We start from the raw sequence: 26178 nt of genomic DNA, 5'->3' as shown, positions 1-26178 counted from the left end.
CTTCAGGCGAAAATTTTGCATGAAAAAGCCCACCTTACGGCAGGCTTTTCAAAAATATAGTTGATAAGATTATACGATCTTATTTCTCTTACGTTCGTTTTCAGTAAGGTAGATCTTTCTAAGTCTTAAGTGCTGTGGAGTAACCTCAACATACTCATCCTTCTGAATATATTCTAAAGCTTCTTCTAAAGAGAACTTAATCGCAGGAACGATCTTCGCTTTATCGTCTGCTCCTGAAGATCGTACGTTAGAAAGCTTTTTCGTTTTAGTGATATTCACCGCCATATCATCCTGACGTGAGTTCTCACCAATTACCTGACCTTCGTAAATATCCTCTCCTGGATCTACGAAGAATTTACCTCGGTCCTGAAGTTTATCGATAGAATAAGGAATTGCTTTTCCTTTCTCCATAGAAACTAAAGATCCGTTCTGTCTTTCAGGAATTCCACCTTTAAGCGGCTGATATTCTTTATATCTGTGCGCCATGATCGCCTCACCTGCAGTAGCAGTAAGCAACTGGTTTCTAAGACCAATAATACCTCTGGAAGGAATAAGGAATTGAATATTCATTCGCTCTCCTTTTGATTCCATAGAAAGCATCTCTCCTTTTCTCATTGTTACCATTTCCACGGCTTTTCCAGAAACATCTTCCGGAAGATCGATCGTAAGCTCTTCAATTGGCTCACATTTCACTCCGTCAATTTCTTTGATAATTACCTGTGGCTGACCAATTTGCAACTCATAACCTTCACGTCTCATTGTCTCAATAAGAACAGATAAGTGAAGTACACCTCTACCAAAAACCATGAATTTATCTGCACTATCAGTTTCCTGAACACGAAGCGCAAGGTTTTTTTCAAGTTCCTTGAAAAGTCTTTCCTTGATATGTCTTGAAGTCACAAACTTTCCGTCTTTTCCGAAGAAAGGAGAATCATTAATTGTGAAAAGCATACTCATTGTAGGCTCATCGATAGCGATCGTCTTAAGTCCTTCAGGATTTTCAAGATCAGCAACAGTATCACCAATTTCAAATCCTTCCAGTCCAACGATAGCACAAATATCACCGGCCTGCACTTCTTCGATCTTTCTACGGCCTAAACCTTCGAAAGTATGTAATTCTTTAATTCTTGTTTTTTTAATGCTTCCATCACGCTTCACTAAAGAAACCTGCTGACCTTCTTTCAAAGTTCCTCTTTGCAATCTACCAATCGCAATACGACCTGTAAATGAAGAGAAATCCAGAGAAGTGATCAACATTTGAGGAGAACCTTCAAGATCTACTTTAGGTGCAGGAATATGTTCCATTACCATATCAAGCAGCGGCTCGATATTTTCAGTTTCATTTCTCCAGTCGTCACTCATCCAGTTGTTCTTGGCAGATCCGTAAACCGTTGGGAAATCCAACTGCCACTCTTCAGCACCAAGTTCGAACATTAGATCAAAAACTTTCTCATGAACTTCCTCCGGAGTACAATTTTCTTTGTCCACTTTGTTTACAACCACGCAAGGTTTTAAACCAAGATCGATCGCTTTTTGCAAAACGAATCTTGTCTGTGGCATAGGACCTTCAAAGGCATCTACTAATAGAAGAACACCATCTGCCATGTTTAAAACACGTTCTACCTCACCACCAAAATCGGCGTGACCAGGAGTATCAATGATATTGATCTTCGTGTCTTTATAAACAACAGAAACGTTCTTGGAAGTAATCGTGATTCCACGTTCTCTTTCAAGATCATTGTTATCCAGGATAAGATCACCTGTAGATTGGTTATCACGGAACAATTCACAGTGATACATTATTTTATCAACCAGGGTCGTCTTACCGTGGTCAACGTGTGCGATAATCGCGATATTTCTAATAGCTGTCATGAAGCCTTATTTTTAAGGCTGCAAATGTACGTCTATTTTTCGCGAATACATCGTATCTTTAGAAGATTTTAATTTGCTGATTATCAATTATTTTAATCAGTATACTATTCTGAATTTCTTCTTCTGAAATATGGAAAAAGCATAAATATTCCAGAAATGACAATTTCAGGCAAAATTCATTCAGTTTACTGCTCATCTGCAGAAGGTCCATATGTGGATGGTACCGGCAAGTCTAGTAGTCGAAAATAAACACCCAGTTGCGCCCTGTGATGCGGGAATTGATTCATCACGATAGTTTGCAACACATTAAACTTTGGCATCTCCATCAAAGTCGCACCATCCTTGGTCATTTTCCAGTTCTCCTGATAAGCTTCGTCTGGTTTCTGTAAAGCTTTTATAGCTTCTTCGGAATTTTGCTGAAGGGTCGCGATGATTTCTGAAACGGTAGATTCTGAAGGTGCTTTATATCCTGAAAGATCCATACTGCCATGATCCATAGTACCGCTAATCCAGGTCGGGATTTCCGCTAGATGGTTTGCGAGCGCATTGATGCTCATAGATTTGTCATGAGGTTTCCAGTTCATTTTATCTTCTGGAATGCGCTTAAGAAATTTTAGTGTAAGTGCCGTTTCCTGTTTTAACTGCGGAATGAGAAATTCATGGATCTTCATATGCTTAATTTAATAGTTAATTCTTTCTAAATTAAAGCTTTTCCGGCTAAGATTGAGCAAAATCGGGTTCTCCCAATTTTTTGATGCGGAATTAATTGAACTATCTTTGCAAAAAACCAACGAAATGGAACTGAGTAAAATTCCGCAGATAAAACATAGTGATTCTAACAATTTCTTTCTACTTGCAGGTCCGTGTGCGATCGAAGGAGAAGAAATGGCTTTACGAATTGCCGAAAAGGTGGTGGAGATCACTTCTAAACTGGAGATCCCTTATATATTTAAAGGTTCTTTTAAAAAGGCAAACCGGAGTCGAATAGATAGTTTTACCGGAATTGGAGATGAGAAGGCTTTGAAGATCTTACGCAAGGTTTCTGAAACTTTTGAGATCCCTACAGTTACCGATATTCACGAAGTAAGCGATGCCCAGATGGCTGCAGAATATGTGGATGTACTACAAATTCCTGCATTTCTGGTTAGACAGACAGATCTGGTAGTTGCAGCGGCAGAAACCGGCAAAGTGGTGAACTTAAAGAAAGGACAGTTTATGAGTCCGGAATCCATGAAGCATGCCGTTACCAAGGTAACCGATTGTAATAATGGGCAGGTGATGGTCACAGATCGTGGAACCATGTTCGGTTATCAGGATATGATCGTGGATTTTCGAGGAATTCCTACCATGAGAGAATTTGCTCCAACAGTTCTTGATGTTACCCATTCCTTACAACAACCAAATCAAACCAGTGGTGTAACCGGAGGCCGACCAGATATGATCGAAACGATCGCTCGTGCCGGAGTGGTGAATCATGTTGACGGACTTTTCATCGAAACTCATTTTGATCCTGCAAATGCAAAAAGCGATGGTGCGAATATGCTTGATCTGGCTTACCTGGAGAATCTTTTGAGCAATCTGGTAAGTATTCGAAAAACCATTAATTCATTCTAAAACTTTGAAAACCGCCCTACAGCGGTTTCTTTTTTTTAAATCATAAGCGGAAAATCTTCAGATATTCCTGTAACTTAGGATAGCCTAATAAATATAGATCAATGGTTTACACGAAATTCTATCAGAGTTTGCTGGTAGCACTTACCTTATGTTTTTTCAGCTCAGGTTATTCACAGGAAAAACTTGAAGTTGATATTGGTGGGGCATTACGCTTTAATTACAACCTCTCTTCCTGGAAAGAAGGACAGAAAGATCGAGGCGGAGATTTTGGATATGACCTTTTCAGATTAAATGTCAATGGAGCATATCAGGGAATTTATGTGGACGCTGAATACAGATTTTATTCTGAAGCCTTCGGAGGAGATTTCCTGAAACACGGAGTCGTTGGCTATGAATTGAATGAAAATAGTAAGATAGAAGCAGGTCTTGCTAAAGTTCCTTTTGGAATCGAACGCTATAATTCCAACAACTTCTTTCTGAATCTACCATATTATGTGGGTCTGGAAGATGATTACGATATGGGAATCACCTATACCTATGAGAATGATGACTATGAGTATCATCTTGGATTCTTCAAAAATTCTGAAGAATTGCGATTTGGAAGTAATTCTGAAAATTCTTCAAACAGGTATTCTTATGACATCGTTGGTAGAAATAAAGAGATCAACCAGGTAAATGGTAAATTCATCTGGAAACCTTTAGGTAACAAAACACACCGGGTTGGTGCTTCTGCAAAATATGGTGGCATCTATAATCTGGATACCGAAGAAATTGGTGACCGGTATGCCTTTGCGATCCATCACCAGTATCATACTGAAGACTGGCTTATAAAAACGCAAATTTTAACTGCCGGATTCAATCCGATTAATGCACCCGGTGAACCAAGAAATAAGCTATTACTTGGAGCTTATGGTGTCCCTTATGATACTGCAGCCAAATTCGAGATCTACACTCTCGGGATTTCCAGATATATAGACATCGACACAAAGCTTTTTAAACACCTGGAAATTTATAATGATTTCGGCTTCATGGATAAAAGAGAAAAAGGTTTCACAGATTCCTTTATGAATGTCACAGGTGTATTATTCAGCTCCGGTCCTATTTATTGCTTTGTTGACTACGCCGCAGGTTACAATCATTCGTGGCTGGGAGGAAATTTCGTCGATGATTTTGGGGTTGGAGATCCTGATGCTAAATGGGAAGCGCGATTCAATATCAACATTGGATATTACTTCTAGAATATCAGAATTAACTATTAAGATATAACCATTACAGAATGTTAAAAACTACTTCTTCGAGCTTTCTATTCATGATGCTATTTGCATTCCTAAGCAGCGAGCTATTTTATGCTCAGGAAGATCCGGAATTGAAGATTGGAGGTGCGCTTAGATTTAATTATAATCTATCCTCATGGAAAGAAGGACAGAAAGACCGTGGTGGTGATTTTGGGTATGACATGTTCCGAGTTAACGTAAACGGATCTTACCAGGGAATTTATGTGGATGCTGAATATAGATTGTATTCCCGGTCCTTTGGTGGAGGTTTTCTGAAGCAAGGTTGGCTTGGATACCGTTTTAATGAAAAAGAGGAAATTCAGGTTGGATTAACACAGGTTCCCTTCGGAATACAGCAATATAATTCTCACAACTGGTTTTTCAACCTTACCTATTACTTCGGATTAGAAGACGACCACGACATGGGAGTGAAATATGTTCATATTGATGATAAGTTCGAATATAATCTGGCTTTCTTTAAAAATGCTGAAGAATTACGTTTTGGTGGAACTTCTGAAGTTTCTCCAGATAGATATTCTTATGATGTAGTTGGTAGAAATAAAGAGGTAAATCAATTCAACGGAAAGCTAATCTATAAATTAGGTGATTCCATCAAGAATAGACTGGGAACTTCCGTTCAATATGGAGGTTTATATAATCTTGACACAGAAAAAACAGGATCTCATTACGGGTTAGCTTTACATTACGAAATGTTCTATAAGAACTGGAACCTGAAGCTACAGGCGATGAACATAGACCATGATCCTGAAAATTTACCAGGTGAATCTAGAGAGATCATCAAAATGGGAGCCTACGGCTTTCCTTATGAAGTAGCATCAGACTTTAATATTTACACGATTGCGGTTTCTAAAAGCATTCCGGTAGAACTTGGACCCATTAGCAATATCCAGTTCTATAATGATTTTGGATACCAGGATAAAAAAGTAGATAGTTTTGAAGATTCATTTATGAATGTTACAGGAATGCTTATCACCGCAGGACAGGTCTATACGTATGTAGATTACGCCGCCGGTTATAATCAATCCTGGCTGGGAGGAAATTTTGTAGATGACTTTTCCACAGGGAGTCCCGATGCAAAATGGGAAGCCCGATTTAATATTAACATAGGATATTACTTTTAATCAGACTTAAATTAATTTATGGCTAAAAAAGTTACCAGAAGCGACGAAAAGAAATCAATATTTGGACTTGAAGTGAACGGTCCGGTATTTTTTACTTCTACCGCTATTATTATTGCAATTATTACGCTCACGCTTATTTTCAATAAACAAGCAGAAAGTTTTTTCAGTGATCTCCAGCTTGGAGTTGCTGAAAATGCCGACTGGTTTTTTATTCTTTCCATTAATATTTTCCTGGTGTTCCTTATTTATCTGGCAGCATCAAAGTTTGGAAATATGAGAATTGGTGGACAGGGCGCGAAACCAGAATTTAAAACCGGTTCCTGGTTTGCTATGTTATTTAGCGCAGGGATGGGAATTGGACTTCTTTTCTTTGGAGTAGGTGAACCTGTGATGCACTTTAATAGTCCGCCTACTGAAGTAGCGGGGACTGCCGCCGCAGCACAGGAAGCGATGAACTTTACGTTTTTGCACTGGGGATTCCATGCCTGGGCAGTTTATGCACTTGTAGGTTTATCGCTGGCTTATTTCACTTATTCTCGTGGATTACCACTTACCATTAGATCTATTTTCTATCCATTTCTTGGAGACAGGATCTATGGTAGAATTGGGGATGTGATCGATATTTTCGCTGTTCTCGCCACTTTATTTGGCCTGGCGACCTCGCTAGGTTTTGGAGTACAGCAGATCGCATCAGGTTTAAACCACGTATTTGGACTACCAGATGGCATTACTACTCAGGTTATAATAATAGGTATAGTTACATTAATCGCCACTACTTCCGTAGTTCTGGGCGTGGATAAAGGAGTAAAAATTCTGAGTGAATGGAATATGAGAATTGCGGTCGTTCTGTTAGTACTTGCACTTATATTAGGACCTACATTATTTATATTCAGAAGTTTTGTAGAGAACACAGGAAGCTACTTATATAACTTCCTTGAAATTTCCACGTGGAGTGAAACCTATACCAATGGAACATGGCAAAATGACTGGACCGTGTTCTACTGGGGTTGGTGGATTGGATGGTCTCCTTTCGTAGGAATGTTCATCGCCAGAATTTCTAAAGGTAGAACGATTCGCGAGTTCATTCTAGGTGTGTTACTGGTACCGGCAATTGTCACCTTCTTCTGGATGTCAGCCTTTGGAAGTGTAGCTATTGAACAGATCATGTCTGGTAATAATGTTTTAAGCGAAGCAGTGAATGCAGATATTGCTACTGCCCTATTTGTATTTTTCCAGGACTACCCATTATCCATGGTAATTAATGTAGTCGCGATTTTACTTATTGCAGGTTTCTTTATCACGTCTTCAGATTCTGGATCATTGGTGATCGATAGTTTAACCACCGGTGGAAAAATAGATGCTCCGGTAGGACAAAGAATTTTCTGGGCAGTGACTGAAGGTGCTGTGGCAGCCGTGCTTCTTATTGGAGGTGGTTTGCAGGCATTACAGACCGCAACCATTGTCACCGGGCTTCCCTTCGCCATTATTCTTATGGTCATGTGCTATTCTTTATACAAAGGACTGAAGGAAGATCTTGAGCAAATGGAAGAAAAGAAGTCCGAAAAGCAGATGAAGAATTATGAAGAGATCGTTTCTGAAATTGTACAGAAGCGTAATGTTAAGAATGAAAATAAAAACAATCAGTAATGAAGAAAGTCAACAACATTCTGGTAGCTCTGGATTTGAGCACAATAGATGACACCCTCATTCAATATGCATCTTTCCTGGCCGATACTCTAAAGCCTGAAAAGATATATTTTGTACATAATATCAAGAAATATGAAATTTCTGAAATCTTTCAGGAGCAACTGAAGGATCTGGATCTGGAGACCATGATTAGTGATGAGCTGGACGAGAAGGTTGCGCAGCATTTTTCAGCTTCAACTGAATTTGAAGTTTTAATTTCCGAAGATCCTTATACCGAAAGTTTGATGAGCTACGTAGTTCATAAATACGCCATCGATCTCGTGATTGTTGGGAAGAAAAAAATTACCGAAGGTTCAGGAGGAATTTCAGAAAAACTGATGAAAACTTTAAAATGTGACATCGTCTCAGTTCCTGAGAACTCTTTAGGCAGCATGAATAATATTTGGGTGGGAACAGATTTTTCCCGCGAGTCGGCTAAATCTTTTGAAACAGCTTCTATGCTCGCAAATTACACCGGAGCCGGAGTTTCGTCTGTTCATGTGTATTCTATTCCAATTCAGTTTACACCATATATTGAGAAGGATGCGATGTTGCCAAAGATCCAGAAGCATAGCCAGGAAAAGTTTGATAAATTCCTGAAGAGATACCTTATTACGGATACTACTACGAAGATCTTTCGCGCAAAAGATGCAAGTGTCGCAGAACGTCTGGTGCTGGAATCTGACAAGGAACAGGCAGATCTTTTGATTATTGCCAGTAAAGGGAACAATGTCTTTTCATCATTGCTTGTAGGAAGTGTCGCAGGAGAACTTTTCAAAATGAAGCGAAATATCCCAGTCTGGATCTCGAAATAGATTTATATATTTTAATAGAATAAAGCATATTGATTTAACAATATCAGTTATTTCATTACGCTTTATACATTTCTTCATCTAAGCCATTGTTAATCAGCCAACAACACGCTTGCACTTCTCCTAATATCATTTGGTATAATTAATCAAATAAATTATGAGAAACGAATTGGAAATTATTGCAGATAGAATTAGCGACTTCCTGCCAGATTTATTGAGTGCTTTGATGGTCTTATTGATTGGTTAGCTTATAGCCAAGGTATCAAAGCGGTTCTTGTACGCTTACTGAAAAAAACTCGCTGGGATGAGCGCGTCTTCGAAAAAGGTAAGATTGAGGATACGAACGTCTTTCTTGCCAACATTGTGTACTATGTCATCATGGTCTTTGTGATCCTGATTGTCCTGGAAATTTTAGGTGTAGACCAGGTGCTGACTCCGCTGTAAAGTATGGTTAGCGAATTCCTAGGCTTTCTCCCAAACCTGGTAGCAGCCATACTTTTTGGAATTATTGGTTATATCCTGGCTAAATTTATCTCCAATCTAATCAATATTGGAGAAACTTTTCTGGATAGAATGGTAGATAAAACAGGTTTTAAGGATACCGATAAACTGATCAATATTCTTAAGAAGGTTGTATTTATCCTAATCTTTATTCCATTCCTCATCCAGGCATTTAATGCTTTAGGACTGGACGCGATTTCGGGTCCTGCAAATGATATTCTTGCAGACTTTACAGCACTTATAGGTGAGATCCTGATCGCTGGAATTATTCTGGCTGTGTTTATCTGGGGTGGAAAATACCTTGCTAACTTCCTGTAAGATCTCTTTAGAAGTATGGGACTGGACCGCGCTGCGGAAAAAATACAGATCCATAACATGATCGGAAAAGACCAGTCACTTTCTAAGATGGTGGCTAACCTGGTTTATTTCTATCTTGTTTTCTTCGGAATTATCACCGCTGTTGAAACCATAGGCCTTACGAAATTAACAGAGATCCTTGACCAGATCCTTGTTCTAACAGGACAGATCTTATTCGGATTAATCATTCTTGCGGTAGGGAATTATATCTCGCTGCTTATTTACAACAGTATGAGTAAGGCGAACGGAAGCAATTTCGTAGCAAAGATAGTTCGCTGGGGCTTCTTTTGCATTGTTCCTTGCAATCGCATTGGAAACTATGGGTATCGCCAATGAGATCGTAGAACTTGCTTTTGGTGTTACGCTTGGAGCAATTGCCGTAGCGGTAGCGCTGAGTTATGGACTTGGTGGACGTGAAGCTGCCGGCTAGCATTTTAAAGAAATCGTGCAGAAACTGAAGGATGATAATTCCAACATTCAACATAGTGGAAATACGAATCCTTCTCATATTCCAGGAACAGGCGGAATTACTGAAAATACCAGTCAGGATGAACATACTGGAACATGACCAGGAAATATCAATGATCCCGCAAATTCAAACAGACCAGATAATCCTTCACCGGGAAGGTCTGATGAAAACAGGTTGGACCTATAATCCAGATTTAGAATATAAAACCCGCAAATTTTGCGGGTTTTTTGTTTCGTAAAGCAATGCATAATTACCTATCTTTAATAAAGGGAATTATAATATCAGCAAAATGAGAACTAAAGATCTATCTGTCATCCTGTTTATAGTAGCAACAATTTTACTCATTCCCTTATTGGCTATGCAATTTACCAATGAAGTAAATTGGAGTGGTTCTGATTTTTTAGTGATGGGAAGTCTATTATTTGTGAGCGGACTTGCTCTTCAGTTTGTGCGTTATAGATTAAAAACCCGAAAAAGCAGAATTATCGCAAGCTCGGCGATTCTTTTAGTACTTTTTATTATCTGGGCAGAACTGGCGGTAGGAATCCTTGGCACCCCTTTCGCTGGTAGTTAATTCCCGCCCTGGAATAGTCGAAGTGTAGGAATTATAGTAACATCCTTAATAACAAAAGTAAAATGTATTGTCTACTGGATATATTAGAATTCTGCTTCTATAAATACCGGGAAATGATCTGAAGGATATTTAAAATTCTTCGAATCTGTTAATACAGCATACTTATTGACACTAATCTGGTCATTCACGAAGATATAATCTATACGGCGATTGATTGGTTTATCGAATTGGAATCCATTAAAAGTTCCTTCCGGTCCAAAGGTATTTCTTGCAATTTTTCTGGAATCCTGAAGTTGTTTCAGAATTTTAATCACTCCTTCTGCATCAGGTTCTAAATTGAGATCTCCCATTAAAATTACTGGCAGTTCATTCGTATTTAGTTTTGCAATTTTTTTCAGGATCAACTCAGCACTTTTAGTCCTGGCGACCTTACCAATGTGATCAAAATGAGTATTAAACACCCAGAATCTTTTCCCGCTGTTCTTAGTTTTGAAAAGAGCATACGTACAGATTCTGGGTAGTGCTGCGTCCCATCCAGTTGAAACTGCTTCCGGAGTTTCTGAAAGCCAGAAAGTACTGGATTCTTCAACTTCAAAATCTTCCGTTTTATAAAGTATCGCGGTATATTCACCTTTATCACGGCCATCTTCCCGGGCTACTCCAATCGAGTGATAACCATCGACCTCAGCAAGAAAATGCTCGATCTGAGTTTTTACAGCTTCCTGTAGTCCCAGGATTTGAGGTTCGTAGAACTGGATTTGATTAGTAATAAAATCTTTTCGCTTGGACCAGCTATTCCCGCCATCATTTTCATTGGCATATTTAATATTATAGCCCATCACGCTTACTTCCTGTGCACTACAAATTGCACTTACGAGAATTATTAAGAAACTACTAAAGATTTTAGTCATAGTTTTATTCTTTTCCATCTACAAAACCCTGTAAATAAGAATACAATGGGGTTAATTTTCCATTTTCGGTCATTTTAGACCTTCCAAGAATAGTATCCTTGTCATCATTAAAGAATGATGGAATTACGTGTTTGAGAAACATCTCTCCAAAACCTTCGCTGGCATCCTTGGGCAATTCACATGGCAAGTTATCCACAGCCATAACCGCTAGAGCATTAGCACTTTTAAAATCTACCTCCGCATTTGTATTTAAGTCAACACCATAAAAAGGTTCCGCTATCGTGGAAGGTCGTATGGTACTTGCAACTGGTCCGGCAATATCACACGAAATATCTGCCACATATTTTATTCTGAAATCTTTATGCTGCATATCTTCTTCGGAATAAAATATAGGGGCGCCTTCTCCGTAAAAATGACCGGCAATAAAGACATCACTGGTTTTGGCGAATTTCATAAAATCAGGATCATAATTCTGCGGAACTTTATAAAATTCCATTCGGCTGCCTTCAGCCTTATCTTTTCGTTTGGCGTAATCCAGCACATCGATATGACAAAACACCGCTTCATCGAACTCATTGACAAGGTAAGTTTCTGGCTCGACCTGTTTTATGTTTAAATGCTCCAGTATTTCTCTGGCCCCGTGCGCTACTTTCCCGCTTCCAGTAAGTACAAATTTGTACTTAGGTAGTTGTATCCTATCGAGTTCGTTTAAAAGTGAATCGAGATCTTGAAGATCTTCTGCTTTGGGAAGATCAAATAGGTCTTCCTTCTTACCAATCATTCGAATCCCATTATAAGCTCCAACTAAACCAGCATAACGTCCAAAGCCTATCAACCTGCCATTGTTCTTATTCGTGATAACCTCATGATCATACAATTCGATTCTTCTATTTAGAATTTCACGAAGCAGATCACGATTATATGGCTGCTTTTTGATCGTATGAGAAAAGAAAAAGTACTTTTTGTCAGGTATCAAATGGGGAATCGGAACTTCCTTTACCCCAATTAGCACATCACAATCTGTCACATCATCGCTTACCTCAAAACCAGCCTCTCTGTATTGCTGGTCGCTAAATTTCCTGATATCAGAACTTTCGACTTTAAATACTGCCTGCGGAAACTGTTTCTGAGCTTCCTGTAGCATTTGAGGAGAAAAAACCACACGCCTGTCTGGTGGAGTTTTTCGTTCCCTGATTAGGGCAAATTTTATCATTGTGGTATAGCTTTTGTAGATTTTGACGTGTTTCAAAGATATAAATTAAAATGAGTATCTTTGCAGGCCCGAACTCTTTTAGAGATCGGTTATTCTTTGAAATTCTGAGTACTATTATTTGAAATAAATAGTAGTTGCGTTAGGGATAGCAGCGGAAATCCTTTTTGTGAATTATGAGCAAAAAGATTGAAGCGAATAGCCCGCCGCGACGCCCTGAGCTTGTCGAAGGGAGAAGCGAAACGCTCAGAAAATTACAAAGGAAATGTTCATTATTTTATGGGGTCGACTTGGTTTTGACAGCGAGTCTAATTGAGTTGTAAGCACGTAGAGCGCCGGAATATAGCTCTTAAATCTCATGTTTCACACTTTTTCAAACGGCGAGAATAACTACGCCTTGGCTGCGTAACCGAATTACAGTAGGTTATACTTAGTCCCTGCAAGGCAGGGAGCCGAGATGTCTCGTGGAGGCCTTGATTTACGGCATCCACAACAGAGGCACCGATAAAGTAAATATAGGAAGCTCAGGGTCTTGATGAGTTTCTGAAACTTAACTGAGAATACGTGTAAAGTTGGTGGTTTTCGGCCGGCTTTGCATCGACAATCAAGTGAAAACTAAACGTGTAGAAAGCATCTGAATTGCTTGTTTGGACGAGGGTTCGAACCCCTCCGACTCCACTCTATAGCCCCGAATCACTTGTGATTATGGGGCTTTTTATTTTTAGGTGACAAAATGGGTGACAAATTATTTAGGTATTTACAGCATAATTTGTCATGTAGGGCTTAGTTTATATTCTTATTGCTCCGCGCTTACTTTAAGTATTTAAAGCTAGTTCATAATTTTCATTCTCAACAAGGACCGAAAACAATTCAATAACTATATCCTGTTACTTAGCCTACAAATTATATTACAACAGCCATTCTGGGATACTTTTCAGCATTTGTAATATATTCAAAAAGTCCTCCCATAGATTGAAAGGACTCTTTTGTTAATTCAAAGAATGGTTTAAAATTGAAATCCATACCGAATCTTTAACCCAAAGGCTATAGTTCTGACCTCGTTTACAAACTGTGATGAATTACCATCACGGCTTGCTGTAAGTATACTCCCTAATGTGAAATCAGTAGGGTTTCGATTATTGTATTTTACAAGCTTCGCCCTTGTACGATCAGGTTGAATTTTGTTGAGTCCGTAGTCTAGAAAAAATCCCATATAAAGTGAATTGTTATTCTCTAGCATAAGTTTCATTCCACTTTCCATATGGGCTACGAAATTAGTAGGCTATTTAGGTTCAGACCATGAAGTACCAAGTTCTTTGAATTCACCAAAACCTGCAAACTCAGGACTGGTTAGTTCAATATCATACTGAGAATAATATCCGCTGGTTTCAAGCGAAGATGCTGAACTTTGATATTTCGTACTCAAAACTATGCCAGCTTTTATCCCTGCTGTAGTGTAAAATCGAATCGTACCTGAGTTTTTGTATTGAAGCTTTATAAGAGTATTCAAAAAAACAACGTGGTTTTCGGAAATATTAGTAGCTCGATATCGAAACTCTACTCTTCAAGTTCAGAGGCCTGCTCGCTCGATATAGTTTTAAATCGTTTCTGAATTGATTTGTGAGTATAAAATCTTGAATTAGTACATAATTATGTTCCTGTCTTCTTAGTATTTTTCCAATTCTAACTACCTAAGCAGAAAATCTTCTCTTATATCATAGGAAGCAATATATTTAGTTACATATGCTCTGGAAATAGCTATGTTTCTTTTATCGAAGTTACCTCCAGACAAAATTGACAGACCAGAAAGATCTCGTTTTATTTCTAGGCCCAATAGAAGACTCTTTGCTTACAAAATCATCTTGGAGCTCAAAACGCAGTTGTACATTCTTCTTTTAAGACAAAACAATTTCACTAAATTTAAATCAAGTAAGTAGAAGAATTAATCCTCTAAAACTATTTACACATTATCCATATTCAACGCATCTTACCGATTATTTTATTATTTTTATCGATGCTTTAAAATTTTATTAGCCTTGCATAAGCTTATCTTTTCTCTGCTTTTATTAATCTTGTCTTTAGGTGTTTCCGGGCAGTGTGAAACTACTCCGTCTGTAACTATTAGTGCAACTACAGAAAGTATTTGTGAAGGAGAGGAAGTATCTTTTCAATCAAATATTTCTGGCGGAAACGGATGGGAAGTCTCTTACCAGTGGCAGATCAATAATTCGAATTTCTCAGGAGCAACTTCCTCAAACTTTGCCAGTTCATCCTTGAATAACGACGACAAAATTAGTTTAAAAGCAAGCTTTACCTGTAATGGAACGGTAGAAGAGGGTTTCAGTAATAACATTAACATTACTGTTTTCGAGTATCCAAAAGTAACCAAACCGGAGAATCTCAATTTTTGTGAGAGAGCTTTAATCCCTGCTATCAACTTTCAGAGTTCCAATAATTCAGCCACTTATAAATGGCAGAATAATAATACTTCTATTGGTTTAGGAACATCTGGGAATGGTTCTGTACCTGAATTTACCGCGACAAATAATACTGCTCAAATAAAAACAGCAACTATAACCGTTACACCCTATTTTAATGGATGTACAGGTGATTCTGAATTTTTTGAAATCCAAGTATATCCGGAGCCTGAAGTAAATTCCGTTGAAAATTTTGTGCTTTGTAATGGAGAGTCTACGGGTAATATTTCATTTTCTGGCAGTAATATGAATGGAACCTCTTATAAATGGACGAATTCCAATACATCTATTGGACTAGCTGCCCACGGTACCGGTTCGATTGGATCATTTAATGCAATAAATTCTGGCAACAGTCCTGTAAATGCAGAGATTACTGTAACACCTGTAGCCAATGGTTGTGAGGGATCGTCAGAAACATTTACTATTACAGTTGACCCAACGCCTGAAGTAAATTCCGTGGAAAATATTGTGGTTTGCGAAGGGGAGATTGTAAATGCAATAGATTTCATCACTACTTTTTCAAATACCAGTATATCCTGGAATAACGATAATACGGCAAGCGGACTTTCAGCAAGCGGAACGGGAAATATTCCGGCTTTTACAGCAATCAATAGTACAAATGAAAGTCAGATCTCTACTATCACAATCACTCCAACTGCCAAAAATTGTACAGGTAATTCAAAAACCTTCCGTATAGAAGTGAAGCCCAAACCCGAAGTAGAATTTGTAGAGGATAAACTGTATTGTAATGGGATTCAAACAGATGAAATTATACTGTCTGGGGTACCCACAGGAATTCAATTTGACATTTCCGGGGGAGCGGCCATAGGTTTAAACAACAAAAATAATATTACAAAGATTCCCGTTTTTACACCGGTAAACAATACTAATGAACCTATCACCGCCATCATTGAAATACTTCCAAAAGCGAATGGATGTATAGGAGAAATAACAACCTTCGAAATAACCGTAGACCCTACTCCTAATGTAGCCATATCTCCTTCTTCTGAGGATATTTGTACTGGAGAAACTACTAATATTAATCTTTCTGGCTCGGTTCCAACAACCACTTTTAATTGGACGGTTACAGATATTACACCTTCGGGTAGTGTTGCTGGGGCGTCGAATGGAGAAGGAGATAAAATTCAGCAAACTTTATTAAACGACACCAACAATACTGCCACCGTTACGTATAATGTCATACCAAGCGCAAATGGATGTTCCGGAACCCCAATCTCAGTTAAAGTTCAAGTTAATCCAACCCCAGAATTACAGATCACTGTACCGGAATGTGTTCCTCATGTAGATTTAACAGCACCGGCGATAACCGCTGGCTCTAGTTCTGGTTTAAGTTTCAGTTATTGGGAAGATGTCCAGGGAAGCACTAGTATTTCAGATCCAACCGAAGTAGGATTAGGGACCTATTATATTCAGGGAACAAGCGCTTCAGGCTGTTCAGTAATTGAAGAAGTAGTTATAGATAAAATTCAACCGACTTTGACGAATCTGGCTGAAGCTCCTTCTTCTATTTGTAGTAGTACTAATTTCAACTTTGCTCCTACCAGCAATGTTGAAGGCACCACCTTTAGCTGGAACAGAGCAGCTGTGGGCGAAAATGCCAGTAGTGAATCTAATAACAGAAATTCTAATAATCCTAATGAAACGCTAATAAATACTTCCTCAAGCACTATCAGCGCTACCTATATCTTTACCTTGACTACTCCCAATGGATGCTCGAAGACTCAGGAAGTTAAAGTTGATGTTGAACCAGAACCAAAACTTATAAATAATCCTATTCCCGATAAATGTAATGGAGAATCTGTTTCATATATCCCTCAATCTAATATTAATGGTTCTATAATTACCTGGAGCAGAAATGCGATTGTGGGAAATTCGACTGCCTCAGGAACAGGATCTATTAATGAAACCCTGTACAATGATACAGGTGTGGAAGTAGGAGTTACCTACTTTATAAAAATAGAAACTCCGGCAGGCTGTATTACTGAAGACAATGTAAGCTTCTCTCTTTTATCTGGTCCAAAAGTAACGGCTTCAGCTTCACAAATTGAAATTTGTGAGGGGGAATCGGTAGATTTATTTTCTGAAATCGAGTCTAGCGTTAGTGCAGATCCTATTCTTTTTGAAGAAAATTTTAACAATGGTCTAAGCAACTGGAGTAGAACGAACAATTCTGTAAACGGGAACGCTTCTGCTGCCAACTGGACATTAAGACCTGATAGGTATTCTCCGGGTTATAACGTAAATATACGCTCAGATGATAACTCTCAATTCATCATGTCCAATAGTGATGCGCAAGGCCAGGGCGGTTACACTGAAACGATCTTGAAATACAATAAGCCTATTAACACCGTGGGGTATTCCAGCCTTGAACTTTCCTTCTGGCAATATTACCAGCATTATAGTAGTCTGGCAGAAGTGCAGGTATCTACCAACAATCAAAATTGGCAAACCGTGTACGACATTAATTTTTCGAACAATGGCAGGGTAAGCGTAAACCTGGACGGATATGTAGGGCAGGCAGCACTTTATATTCGATTTAGATACAGGGCGAACTGGGGTTACTGGTGGACCTTAGATAACGTCAGTTTAACAGGAGAGGCCGCACAGGACCTGGAGATTACCTGGACCTCCAGCACCAGCAACTGGACTTCTACTAAGCAAAATCCTGAAAATGTAACTCCAACCGAAACTACCACTTATACAGTAACCTACAGTAATCCAGATCTTGAATGTCCCGGTGTAGAAACCATAGAAATAGTGGTTAAAAAACCACCACAACCCAATATCCTTGCAGATTATTGTGCCTATCCTAATGAACCCAATAAAATTAAATTAAAAGTAGATGGAAATTATGATCAATATGAATGGACCTCTTCTGGAGAAGTTGTAGGTAATACTTCTTCTATAGACGTTACTTCTGCACAGGGTTATACCGTGCGAGTTTGGGAAAACGGATGTGAAGGTTCCGCAACTATAGATATTTCTGAAAATTTGGTGGAAAATGGCGATTTTGAACAGGGAAATACTGGATTTAGAACGCAGTATGGATTTAGATCTGATAATCCATCGGTAAGAAATGAGTTGTATCCTGAAGGTCTATATGCTGTAGACCAAAGTTCTAATGATTATCACAATCAATTTAACGACAATGGGGACCACACTACCGGAAACGGAAACTTTATGATCGTTAACGGGGACCCCAATCTTGGAAATGTAGTATGGGAAACAAATGGGTATCTGGATGTAAAACGAAATACCGACTATTACTTCGGAGCATGGACCACCAATCTTGTTTCCCGTGCAGAAGCAAATAAATATGCACGCTTACGGTTAATTGTTCTAACTCCCGGAAATAATGGACAGGATCAGGTATCTTCTGAGTCTACACTTGGAGATTTACGTTTTCAGAATGTGGGTGAATGGATCGAATTCTTCAATCCCCAGGTTTGGAACTCAGGTAACAATACCCGGGTAAGACTCCAGATCATCAATGAGAATACTATTCGTGATGGGAATGATTTTGGGATAGACGATATTTCCTTTGCTGAAATAAGCGCGGTGGAGTTTCAGTTTGATCCTTCAAATGATGGTCCAGTTTGCCAGGGTGGTACTATTCAGTTAAACGCAAACCTTGAAGGCGGAAGGGAACCAATCACCTACCGTTGGACAGGTCCGAACAATTTCACTTCTTCCGAAGAAAATCCAATTATAGAAAACGCTACACCTGAAAATTCGGGAAGTTATGAGCTAACAATTACCGATTTCTACGGTTGTTCTAACCCATCAAAAACTACAGAAGTAACTGTCATTCCCCAAACAATCGTGAATGCGGGAGAAGATGCAAACATCTGTGCCGAAACAGGTGAAGTTCAGTTGAACGGGACCGTATCAGGCTCTGTTACTAACGGGTTTTGGAGCGGAGGTTCAGGAACTTTTAATCCTAATCCTTCTACATTAAATGCGATCTATTCCCCGAGTGCATCTGAAATTGAAGCTGGTATTATTGAATTAATCCTTACCTCAGATGCACCAGACGCACCCTGTGAAGCAGTAAGCGATACTCTGAATATTACGATCAATCCAACCCCGGTAATTGAAGTCACAACTACTGATAACGTTTGTAACAACGGCAGTAACGGACTGGCGAAGGTTAGTATTATTAGTGGGACTGCTCCTTTTACTTATTTATGGAGTGATGGGCAGACCACTCCAGAGGCAAGCGATTTAGAACAGGGAATGTACTCGGTTACTGTTACCGATAGCAATGGTTGTTCTGCGTTTGCTGAAGTTGAAATTTTTGAGCCAGAACCACTGAAAATCATCGCGACAGATTTTTCTGAATTGACCTGTTTTGACTCGGCAGATGGTTTCGCCAGTATTGAACTTGCAGGAGGTTTTATGCCAGAAGAAACTCCTGAATATACTATTCAAATTTTAAATGATTCGGGAGAAATTATTAGAGAAATACTAAGTACAACGGGGATTGAAAGCTTTGATGACCTCAACGCAGGAAACTTCCTATTTTCGGTTAGCACTGTCTACAATTGTATAACATTGACGAAAGCTTTTACATTAACCCAACCGGAAGAAATTACGATCTCGGCCGGCGAATCTCAGAATTTTACCACCTGCGGAATTACTTCCACACAACTTTCAGCTGAACCTGTTGACGAAAATCTGGCTGTTGGGCAATGGCAAATTCTAGCAGGAGAAGGAGGAACTTTTAACGATCCTACCTTACCCAACCCAACCTTCACCGGATTGCCTACTACTACCTATTCACTTCAATGGACGGTTAGTCCTTTAAATGGTTGTCCTGATTTAACTGAAACCATAGAAATAACATTCCCAGGAGGCTGCAGCAAACTGGATTTTGATGGCGATAATGATTATGTCTTTATGGGTCATGCCTATTCACTTGGGAATAATTTCACGCTCGAAGCCTGGGTAAAACCTCATTCCTTAAATGGAATTAAAACCGTTATTTCTAAAAGAGATGCTGCTAACCTAAATTCCGGAGGTTATGATCTTATTGTAGATAATGGAAAACCATCATTTAGGTACAACAACAAATCGGTCACTTCAAGTTTCAAAATTGACACAGATCGTTGGTATCATCTAGCTTTAATTGCCAGCTCTACTGAAATAAAACTATATGTAGATGGCATCGAAATAAGGACAGGAGCAGGTGGCAGTCCAAATACGGTTACGAGTCCTTTTTTAGTTGGAGGAATGTACAACAGTGTAACGCCTGCAATTCCTGAAAATCATTTTCATGGCTGGATCGAGGAACTGAGGATCTGGAACACCAGTCTTACTGAAGAACAGCTAAGGTTTATGATGAACCAGCGAATTCAAAAAAATGGTTCTCTTACTAAAGGTGAAATCTTACCTATGAATGTACCGGGTAATCTTGCGTGGAATAATCTGGAAGGTTATTACAGGCTGATCACTGCTGAAGTCCAAAATGGCTTAACTGCAGATCTTGCTGTGAGTGCTATTCCAGGCGAACTAAGAAATATTCAAACGGAACAGGAAAATAGCGCGCCTCTTCCCTATATCTTAGAATCAAATGCCAACGGAGAATGGTTTGACAAATCTACCTGGACTTTGCCGGCAGTATATAATGGCAATAATATAAGCCAGCGGAATGTTTGGGATGCTCCAAATTCCCGAAGCATTTCACCTTCAGAAGACATTAACTGGAATATTGTGATCTTGCGGGGTAACGTTAAAAACTCAGGCACCCCAAATAATAAGAATAATATAAAACTTCTAGGATTGCTTTCAGAAAGTGGCACCTTAAATATGATGGGTGAAAACAATTTTAGTGGCAACTCTTTGGAATTAAGTCATTACCTCAAGCTAAACGGAGTGATAGATCTTAACGGGGAATCCCAGCTTATTCAGTATGAAAATAGTGTGCTGGAAGAAACAAGTACCGGGCGTATTGAAAAAGATCAACAAGGCACGCTAAATAGTTTTAATTATAATTATTGGACGGTACCTGTAAGTTTGACCGGTGAAGCGAATAATTTCGGATTCAAAATTTCAGAAGTAATCAAAGATGGAAGTGATCTTTCTACTTATAAAGATATTTCTTTTAATGAACAGTATCATTATGCCGATGGAAATTACAATGGGGCCTTAAGAATAAGCGAATATTGGCTTTATAAATTTCACGGTCCTGCAAATGATTATTCATCATGGGAAGCAGTTTACGCCAATTCCAAATTAGAAACGGGTGAAGGTTTTAGTATGAAAGGAACAAAAGGCTATGTGCCCATTCAAGATCTTCAAAACTATACATTTGTAGGAAAACCAAATAATGGACTCATTCAATTATCTGTTTCACCGGGTGAAAACCGACTTGTGGGAAATCCATACCCTTCGGCAATAGATGCTACAGAATTTTTAAGGGATAACCTTAAAGATATTTCCGGAGGTAGAAATTCCAGAAACGTTTTTAATGGAACTCTGTACTTCTGGGATCACTTCGGGAAAGAAGACACCCATATTCTTGCTGAATATGTAGGTGGTTATGCTGCCTTAAATTTATCTGGAGGTGTACCCGGCATATCTAATGATTCGAGAATCAATGGAAATGGTAATGGAGGTTCAAAAATACCAGCAAAATATATTCCGGTTGGACAGGCATTTTTTATAAATACAGTGATAGATCAAAACACAAATAACATCTTTTCTGTTCAGGGAGGAGAGGCAACCTTTAAAAATAGTCAGCGCTATTATGTCCGTGAGAACCCGGGTACTTCACAGTTTCTACAACAGGAGAAACCTCTAAAAAAGGACAATATCATCATCAATCCAATTGATCCACGGCCAAAATTAAGGCTGAAATATGAATCGGCAGGAGGTTATCACCGTCAGATTTTAGCTACCGCAGATGTACTATCTTCAACCAATTTTGATTTAGGTTACGACGCTCCGATGATCGATAAGAACGCTGAGGATATGTACTGGTTTATCGATGAGAATCAATTTGTGATACAGGCAGTTCCTAATTTTAATGATGACAAGGTGCTTCCGCTAGGCATAAAAGTAAATTCTGAAGAAAAATTCAGCATTAAAATCGACAGCCTTGAAAACTGGGATTCTAATAAAATTATTTTCTTAAAAGACAAATTGAATGATAGTATACATAATCTGCTTAAATCAACTTACGAATCTTTGGCAGTGCCCGGAGAAGTAACAGATAGATTTGAAGTTGTATTTAGACAAGCTACGATTCCTAAACCAGAAATACCTGAATTAAAAAACGACCTATTAGAAATAGAATACTATTCAAGAGGTAATAATTTCATGCTAAAAAATCCCAACCATGTTGAGATCTCCAAAATTATGATTTTTGATATAGGCGGAAAATTACTTCAGGAATTTAATGAAATACCACTTCAGGAATTCTTTGAGTTTGAAATGAAAATATATCCAACAGGAGTATATATTATAAAAGTACTTGATACTGAGGGTTCGTTAAATAAAAAGTTCATCCTTAAATGATTGGCAGTGAGATTTTTGAATCACTCTATATAGTAGTCTCGATCTATTAAGGGTTAAAATATTTGTACCCGGAAACTTTTGTGCATAATCCAATTTTTTGTTCAGAATAATTTATAGAGCTATTTATTTTAGACGTAAAAAGCCTGCTGTACAAATTGACCATTTTTTAAACTATGTGAAACCGAGACCTAAAATCCTGTAGTGTCTACGTTCTATCAATAAACACTCAAACTATAAACATATAGTCGTTACGCCTGTAATCCACTATCACTAGCAACTGTGTAGTGATTTGAAACAATAAGATCCTGTCAAATTTATACGAGCAGGATTTAGCATTTCACTACTTCCAAATATTAGCAGAATAAATTAAAAATCGGAATGATTTTGTAGAGTAGTAGATAACATCTAATTCGTTCAATTTTTAATTCTTAAACTCTATAACACACCCTCCAACAGAAACTTAAGGCAAGATCTGCATTAGTTCTAATTAGAAAATTCTCCCGCCGTTTTATTCTATAATCTATCTTCTATGGTACAATAACACTCAAAATGTAGTAGAATATATTAATGTATCTAAACTCTTAAAGCAACATCAAATCTGCTCTAAACATCTGTTAAATTTAAAACCATCGGCGGAATGATTTTGTAATTTAAATCTGCTTGAGTTCCCTACCTCAAAATATTTAAAAAACTAAAAACTGAATTACTATGTTAGCAATGAATTTTAGGGGCCCATTTCGGGTTCGAGCAGATCATGATCAACCTTACCCAGAAATTGAGCATCCAGAGGATGCAATTGTCAGAGTACTACGATCCTGTATTTGCGGATCAGACCTTCATCTTTACCATGGCCTTGTACCAGATACCCGAGTGGGTTCTACGTTTGGCCATGAATTCATTGGTGAAATTGTGGATGTCGGTACTTCTGTAAAAAACGTAAAAGTAGGCGACAAAGTCATGGTGCCTTTTAACATTGCCTGTGGAAAATGTGCCTTTTGCAAACAAGAATTATATGGGAATTGTCATGAAGCGAATTCTCAGTCTACCGCGGCTGGTGGAATTTTTGGATACTCTCATACCGCTGGAGGATACAACGGTGGCCAGGCGGAATATGTGCGGGTACCCTATGCCGATGTTGGTCCTACGGTAATCCCCGATTGGATGGATCTAGACGACGCTGTGCTGCTTACGGATGTAGTTCCTACAGGATATCAGGCTGCGGAAATGGGTGGAATTCAAAAAGGAGATACCGTAGTTGTTTTTGGAGCCGGTCCAATTGGAATAATGGCGGCAAAATGCGCTTGGCTATTTGGAGCAGGACGGGTTATTGTAATAGACCAATTAGATTATCGTTTAGAATTCGTAGAAAAATATGCCCAGTGTGAAGTTTATAATTTCAAATCCCTCGAAGATCCTGTAGTTTTCATAAAAAAACAAACTGACTCCCTGGGGGCAGATGTTTGTATAGATGCAGTAGGTGCCGAAGCAGATGGTAATAAATTAAATTCTTTACTGGGCAGGAAACTTCTACTGCAAGGTGGTTCTACTACTGCTCTGCATTGGGCTATAAATTCTGTCAAAAAAGGAGGAATTGTCTCAATAGTTGGAGTATATGGACCTATTGATGCACTTATTCCCATAGGTAATGTATTGAACAAAGGAATAACTATTCGTGCAAATCAAGCATCAGTCAAGCGACTTTTACCCAGAATGATTAAGCATGTAGAATCCGGTGTATTAGATCCAAAAGCTATTATTACCCACCGTATTCCTTTAGAAGAGGTTGCTGAAGGATATCATATATTCTCCAAAAAACTTGACAATTGTATTAAACCGGTTCTTATTCCTCCATCGGCATAAGAAGGAATAGTATAATAATGTAAAATTGAAGATTATGACTGAAAAAAATAATATAGACAGTTTTGTTAATAAAAGAGGTGGAGACCACAGCCATATTAAAGGTTGGGGTATTGATGCTAATCCCAAAAATGATCCTACTTATCCTATGAAACATCGTAGCGATGAAGAAATAAAAGGTTACACTTGGGATAGACCTGAGCAACAAGAAACAGATATTGAAGTATTGCACTCCATAGAAAGACCAAATATAACGGCAGTATTTGGTACAGCAGCTCCACCATCTGGACTTAGCGGGATGATAAGAAGATATGCATTCTCGAAAAGTGAATCAAGCTACGGTAGATGGTTACCTTTAGTACTGGCAGATCGAATTGGTATTGCTGAAGGCATATTAGATGATTTGCAACACGGAAAACTTCCTAATATTATTAAAGAAAGAGGTTGGAAATCTGAATGGGAATATAATCGAAAGAATTTTGTGCTAAAAATTGCAACAGGTATTGCTATTGCTTCAGCTACAGCTATTCTTTTATCAAGAAGTAATAAAAAATAAGCTTAATGATTTTCAGAAAAGATCCGGGAAAATTCTTTCCGGATTTTTTTCGTTCTCATTGCGCTTTAATAATAGGAAATAATCTGTGCATGAACTTATTTAAATTGTAAAAAGTGTTATTCAAGGTTTTTTTATGATATGATAATTATAACAATAAAATGAGATTTGAAGAAACCATTTGCAGAGTCACCTTTTTATGCTATAGCAAAAAACTCATGTATTCTCTATTCTGAAGAATTATCTAATTTTACTCAATAAATTCATTAGATATTAGCTTCCCTGTATTATTAAAATTAATATATCATTTTTTACTGTATATTATTAAAATCTTTAATTGCAATTATACTGCTACTTAGCATTCTGTGTTCGATTGCTTAAGTACACACCCACAAAAACAATTGCGACTCCCACTATATCCATGATTTTTATAATATCTCCAAATATTAACCATGCCATTAGCATCGTTATAGGTGGGCCTAGATAAAATAAACTGGCAACCCTAGTGGCATCAAGTCGTTCAATTAAAAGTAACATAATAAAATAGGATGAAATTGAAACCGCTAATACTAGCCATATCATGGTTAGTGTAAATTCTGGAACCCATTCTGCTGCAAAGCTTTCAATAAAAAAAGCAGGTAGTACCAAGGCTAACATAGTGGCTAAACTTTGATAAAACAGCGTTTGATCTACAGGTAACTTTTCTTTCTGATCATTAACATTCAATCTTCGCTGAATTAGTGTTGCAAATGTGATCGCAACAACAGAAACTAAAGGCAGAAAATATCCGATGAATGAACCTGGCTTAGTGAAATCGATTCGGAATGCGACAGTAATCACCACACCAATAAAGCCTACTATAAGCCCTATCCACTGAGATTTATTCGTATCTTCTTTAGTTACATAATTAGATAGTGCACCTGTAGCCAATGGTTGCAATGCTACGATTAAGGCAACAATTCCTGCCGGAACTTTTCTTTCCAAGGCCAGTAACACACAAGTTAACCAGACTCCATGGGCTAAAAAGCCTACCAGCATATTTAAACCAGTTGCCTTCCATCCAAACCATTTTATTTTTTTACTGAATATTAAATATATTCCTAACAATACAGATACTGCCAGATACCTGAAAAATATCAAAGTAAAAGCACCGGTATATGGCAATCCATACTCCGCACCAATAAAACCAGAATTCCATAATAAGACAAAGGTGACAATTAAGATTATGGTACTTCTTTCCATAGATGATACTTATTCATTAAACAGATATTCAATAAAAAGATGATGCGCGGAATTCCCAAGAGATCTAATCAATTATAAGTTCACTAAA

The 26178-nt window shown here is 38.2% G+C and carries 19 protein-coding genes and 1 other RNA gene; 13 read left to right on the top strand and 7 right to left on the bottom strand.

All coding sequences use genetic code 11. From position 1 onward, the window contains the following. Positions 1 to 69 precede the first annotated feature (69 nt). Positions 70 to 1872 carry a translational GTPase TypA gene (typA, locus tag T8I65_RS03740; RefSeq protein WP_322302098.1) on the bottom strand — a complete coding sequence of 601 codons (1803 nt, stop codon included), beginning with the start codon at positions 1870 to 1872 and terminating at the stop codon, positions 70 to 72. A 185-nt stretch (positions 1873 to 2057) separates the two neighbouring features. Next, entirely contained in the window at positions 2058 to 2543 is a 486-nt protein-coding gene (locus tag T8I65_RS03735; RefSeq protein WP_322302097.1) for a DinB family protein, read from the bottom strand. Between the two features lie 124 nt (positions 2544 to 2667). On the opposite strand from T8I65_RS03735, the gene kdsA reads away from it, so the two are divergent. From kdsA to T8I65_RS03690, 9 genes are all read left to right on the top strand, one after another. Continuing rightward, positions 2668 to 3486, top strand: coding sequence for a 3-deoxy-8-phosphooctulonate synthase (kdsA, locus tag T8I65_RS03730; RefSeq protein ID WP_322302096.1), 819 nt, complete (start codon positions 2668 to 2670; stop codon positions 3484 to 3486). Positions 3487 to 3587: 101 nt separating this feature from the next. After that, positions 3588 to 4724 carry a porin gene (locus T8I65_RS03725; protein ID WP_322302095.1) on the top strand — a complete coding sequence of 379 codons (1137 nt, stop codon included), beginning with the start codon at positions 3588 to 3590 and terminating at the stop codon, positions 4722 to 4724. Between the two features lie 71 nt (positions 4725 to 4795). Next, complete coding sequence (locus T8I65_RS03720; RefSeq protein WP_322302775.1) at positions 4796 to 5902, top strand: hypothetical protein; 1107 nt, start codon at positions 4796 to 4798, stop codon at positions 5900 to 5902. 18 nt (positions 5903 to 5920) lie between these two features. Then, positions 5921 to 7549 carry a BCCT family transporter gene (locus T8I65_RS03715; RefSeq protein ID WP_322302094.1) on the top strand — a complete coding sequence of 543 codons (1629 nt, stop codon included), beginning with the start codon at positions 5921 to 5923 and terminating at the stop codon, positions 7547 to 7549. Then, positions 7549 to 8403, top strand: a complete 855-nt coding sequence (locus T8I65_RS03710) for a universal stress protein (protein ID WP_322302093.1) — start codon at positions 7549 to 7551, stop codon at positions 8401 to 8403. The genes T8I65_RS03715 and T8I65_RS03710 overlap by 1 nt, the downstream gene beginning before the upstream one ends. A 444-nt stretch (positions 8404 to 8847) precedes the next feature. After that, complete coding sequence (locus T8I65_RS03705) at positions 8848 to 9219, top strand: mechanosensitive ion channel family protein (protein WP_322302092.1); 372 nt, start codon at positions 8848 to 8850, stop codon at positions 9217 to 9219. Positions 9220 to 9234: 15 nt separating this feature from the next. Beyond that, the gene (locus T8I65_RS03700; RefSeq protein WP_322302091.1) at positions 9235 to 9594 is read left to right on the top strand and encodes a hypothetical protein; all 360 of its coding nucleotides are present in this window, start codon (positions 9235 to 9237) and stop codon (positions 9592 to 9594) included. Positions 9595 to 9703: 109 nt separating this feature from the next. Next, on the top strand, positions 9704 to 9826 hold the full coding sequence (locus T8I65_RS03695; protein ID WP_322302090.1) for a hypothetical protein: 123 nt from the start codon (positions 9704 to 9706) through the stop codon (positions 9824 to 9826). Positions 9827 to 10016: 190 nt separating this feature from the next. After that, positions 10017 to 10301: a hypothetical protein gene (locus T8I65_RS03690; protein WP_322302089.1), complete on the top strand. Its 285-nt coding sequence runs from the start codon at positions 10017 to 10019 to the stop codon at positions 10299 to 10301. Between the two features lie 83 nt (positions 10302 to 10384). On the opposite strand, the gene T8I65_RS03685 is transcribed toward T8I65_RS03690, so the two are convergent. After that, on the bottom strand, positions 10385 to 11212 hold the full coding sequence (locus T8I65_RS03685; protein ID WP_322302088.1) for an endonuclease/exonuclease/phosphatase family protein: 828 nt from the start codon (positions 11210 to 11212) through the stop codon (positions 10385 to 10387). 4 nt (positions 11213 to 11216) lie between these two features. Further along, the gene (locus T8I65_RS03680) at positions 11217 to 12425 is read right to left on the bottom strand and encodes an NAD(P)-dependent oxidoreductase (protein ID WP_322302087.1); all 1209 of its coding nucleotides are present in this window, start codon (positions 12423 to 12425) and stop codon (positions 11217 to 11219) included. Positions 12426 to 12703: 278 nt separating this feature from the next. On the opposite strand from T8I65_RS03680, the gene ssrA reads away from it, so the two are divergent. Continuing rightward, positions 12704 to 13103: a transfer-messenger RNA gene (ssrA, locus tag T8I65_RS03675) on the top strand. Between the two features lie 325 nt (positions 13104 to 13428). On the opposite strand, the gene T8I65_RS03670 is transcribed toward ssrA, so the two are convergent. Then, positions 13429 to 13635, bottom strand: a complete 207-nt coding sequence (locus T8I65_RS03670) for a hypothetical protein (protein ID WP_322302086.1) — start codon at positions 13633 to 13635, stop codon at positions 13429 to 13431. 69 nt (positions 13636 to 13704) lie between these two features. Further along, on the bottom strand, positions 13705 to 13932 hold the full coding sequence (locus T8I65_RS03665) for a hypothetical protein (protein WP_322302085.1): 228 nt from the start codon (positions 13930 to 13932) through the stop codon (positions 13705 to 13707). Between the two features lie 526 nt (positions 13933 to 14458). Here T8I65_RS03665 and T8I65_RS03660 point away from each other — a divergent pair. The 3 genes from T8I65_RS03660 (at position 14459) to T8I65_RS03650 (ending at position 24851) form a co-directional block, all read left to right on the top strand. After that, positions 14459 to 22438: a PKD-like domain-containing protein gene (locus T8I65_RS03660; protein WP_322302084.1), complete on the top strand. Its 7980-nt coding sequence runs from the start codon at positions 14459 to 14461 to the stop codon at positions 22436 to 22438. Between the two features lie 708 nt (positions 22439 to 23146). Next, on the top strand, positions 23147 to 24298 hold the full coding sequence (locus tag T8I65_RS03655) for a zinc-dependent alcohol dehydrogenase (protein WP_322302083.1): 1152 nt from the start codon (positions 23147 to 23149) through the stop codon (positions 24296 to 24298). Positions 24299 to 24332: 34 nt separating this feature from the next. Then, on the top strand, positions 24333 to 24851 hold the full coding sequence (locus T8I65_RS03650) for a hypothetical protein (RefSeq protein ID WP_322302082.1): 519 nt from the start codon (positions 24333 to 24335) through the stop codon (positions 24849 to 24851). A gap of 348 nt (positions 24852 to 25199) precedes the next feature. Here the strand turns inward: T8I65_RS03650 and T8I65_RS03645 are convergent, their stop codons facing one another. Then, the gene (locus tag T8I65_RS03645) at positions 25200 to 26090 is read right to left on the bottom strand and encodes a DMT family transporter (RefSeq protein ID WP_322302081.1); all 891 of its coding nucleotides are present in this window, start codon (positions 26088 to 26090) and stop codon (positions 25200 to 25202) included. Positions 26091 to 26178: the final 88 nt, after the last annotated feature.

The organism is Christiangramia sp. OXR-203 (assembly GCF_034372165.1).
Lineage (GTDB): Bacteria > Bacteroidota > Bacteroidia > Flavobacteriales > Flavobacteriaceae > Christiangramia.
The sequence above is the reverse complement of the archived record's forward strand: the minus strand, read 5'-3'. Positions and strand labels throughout refer to the sequence as shown.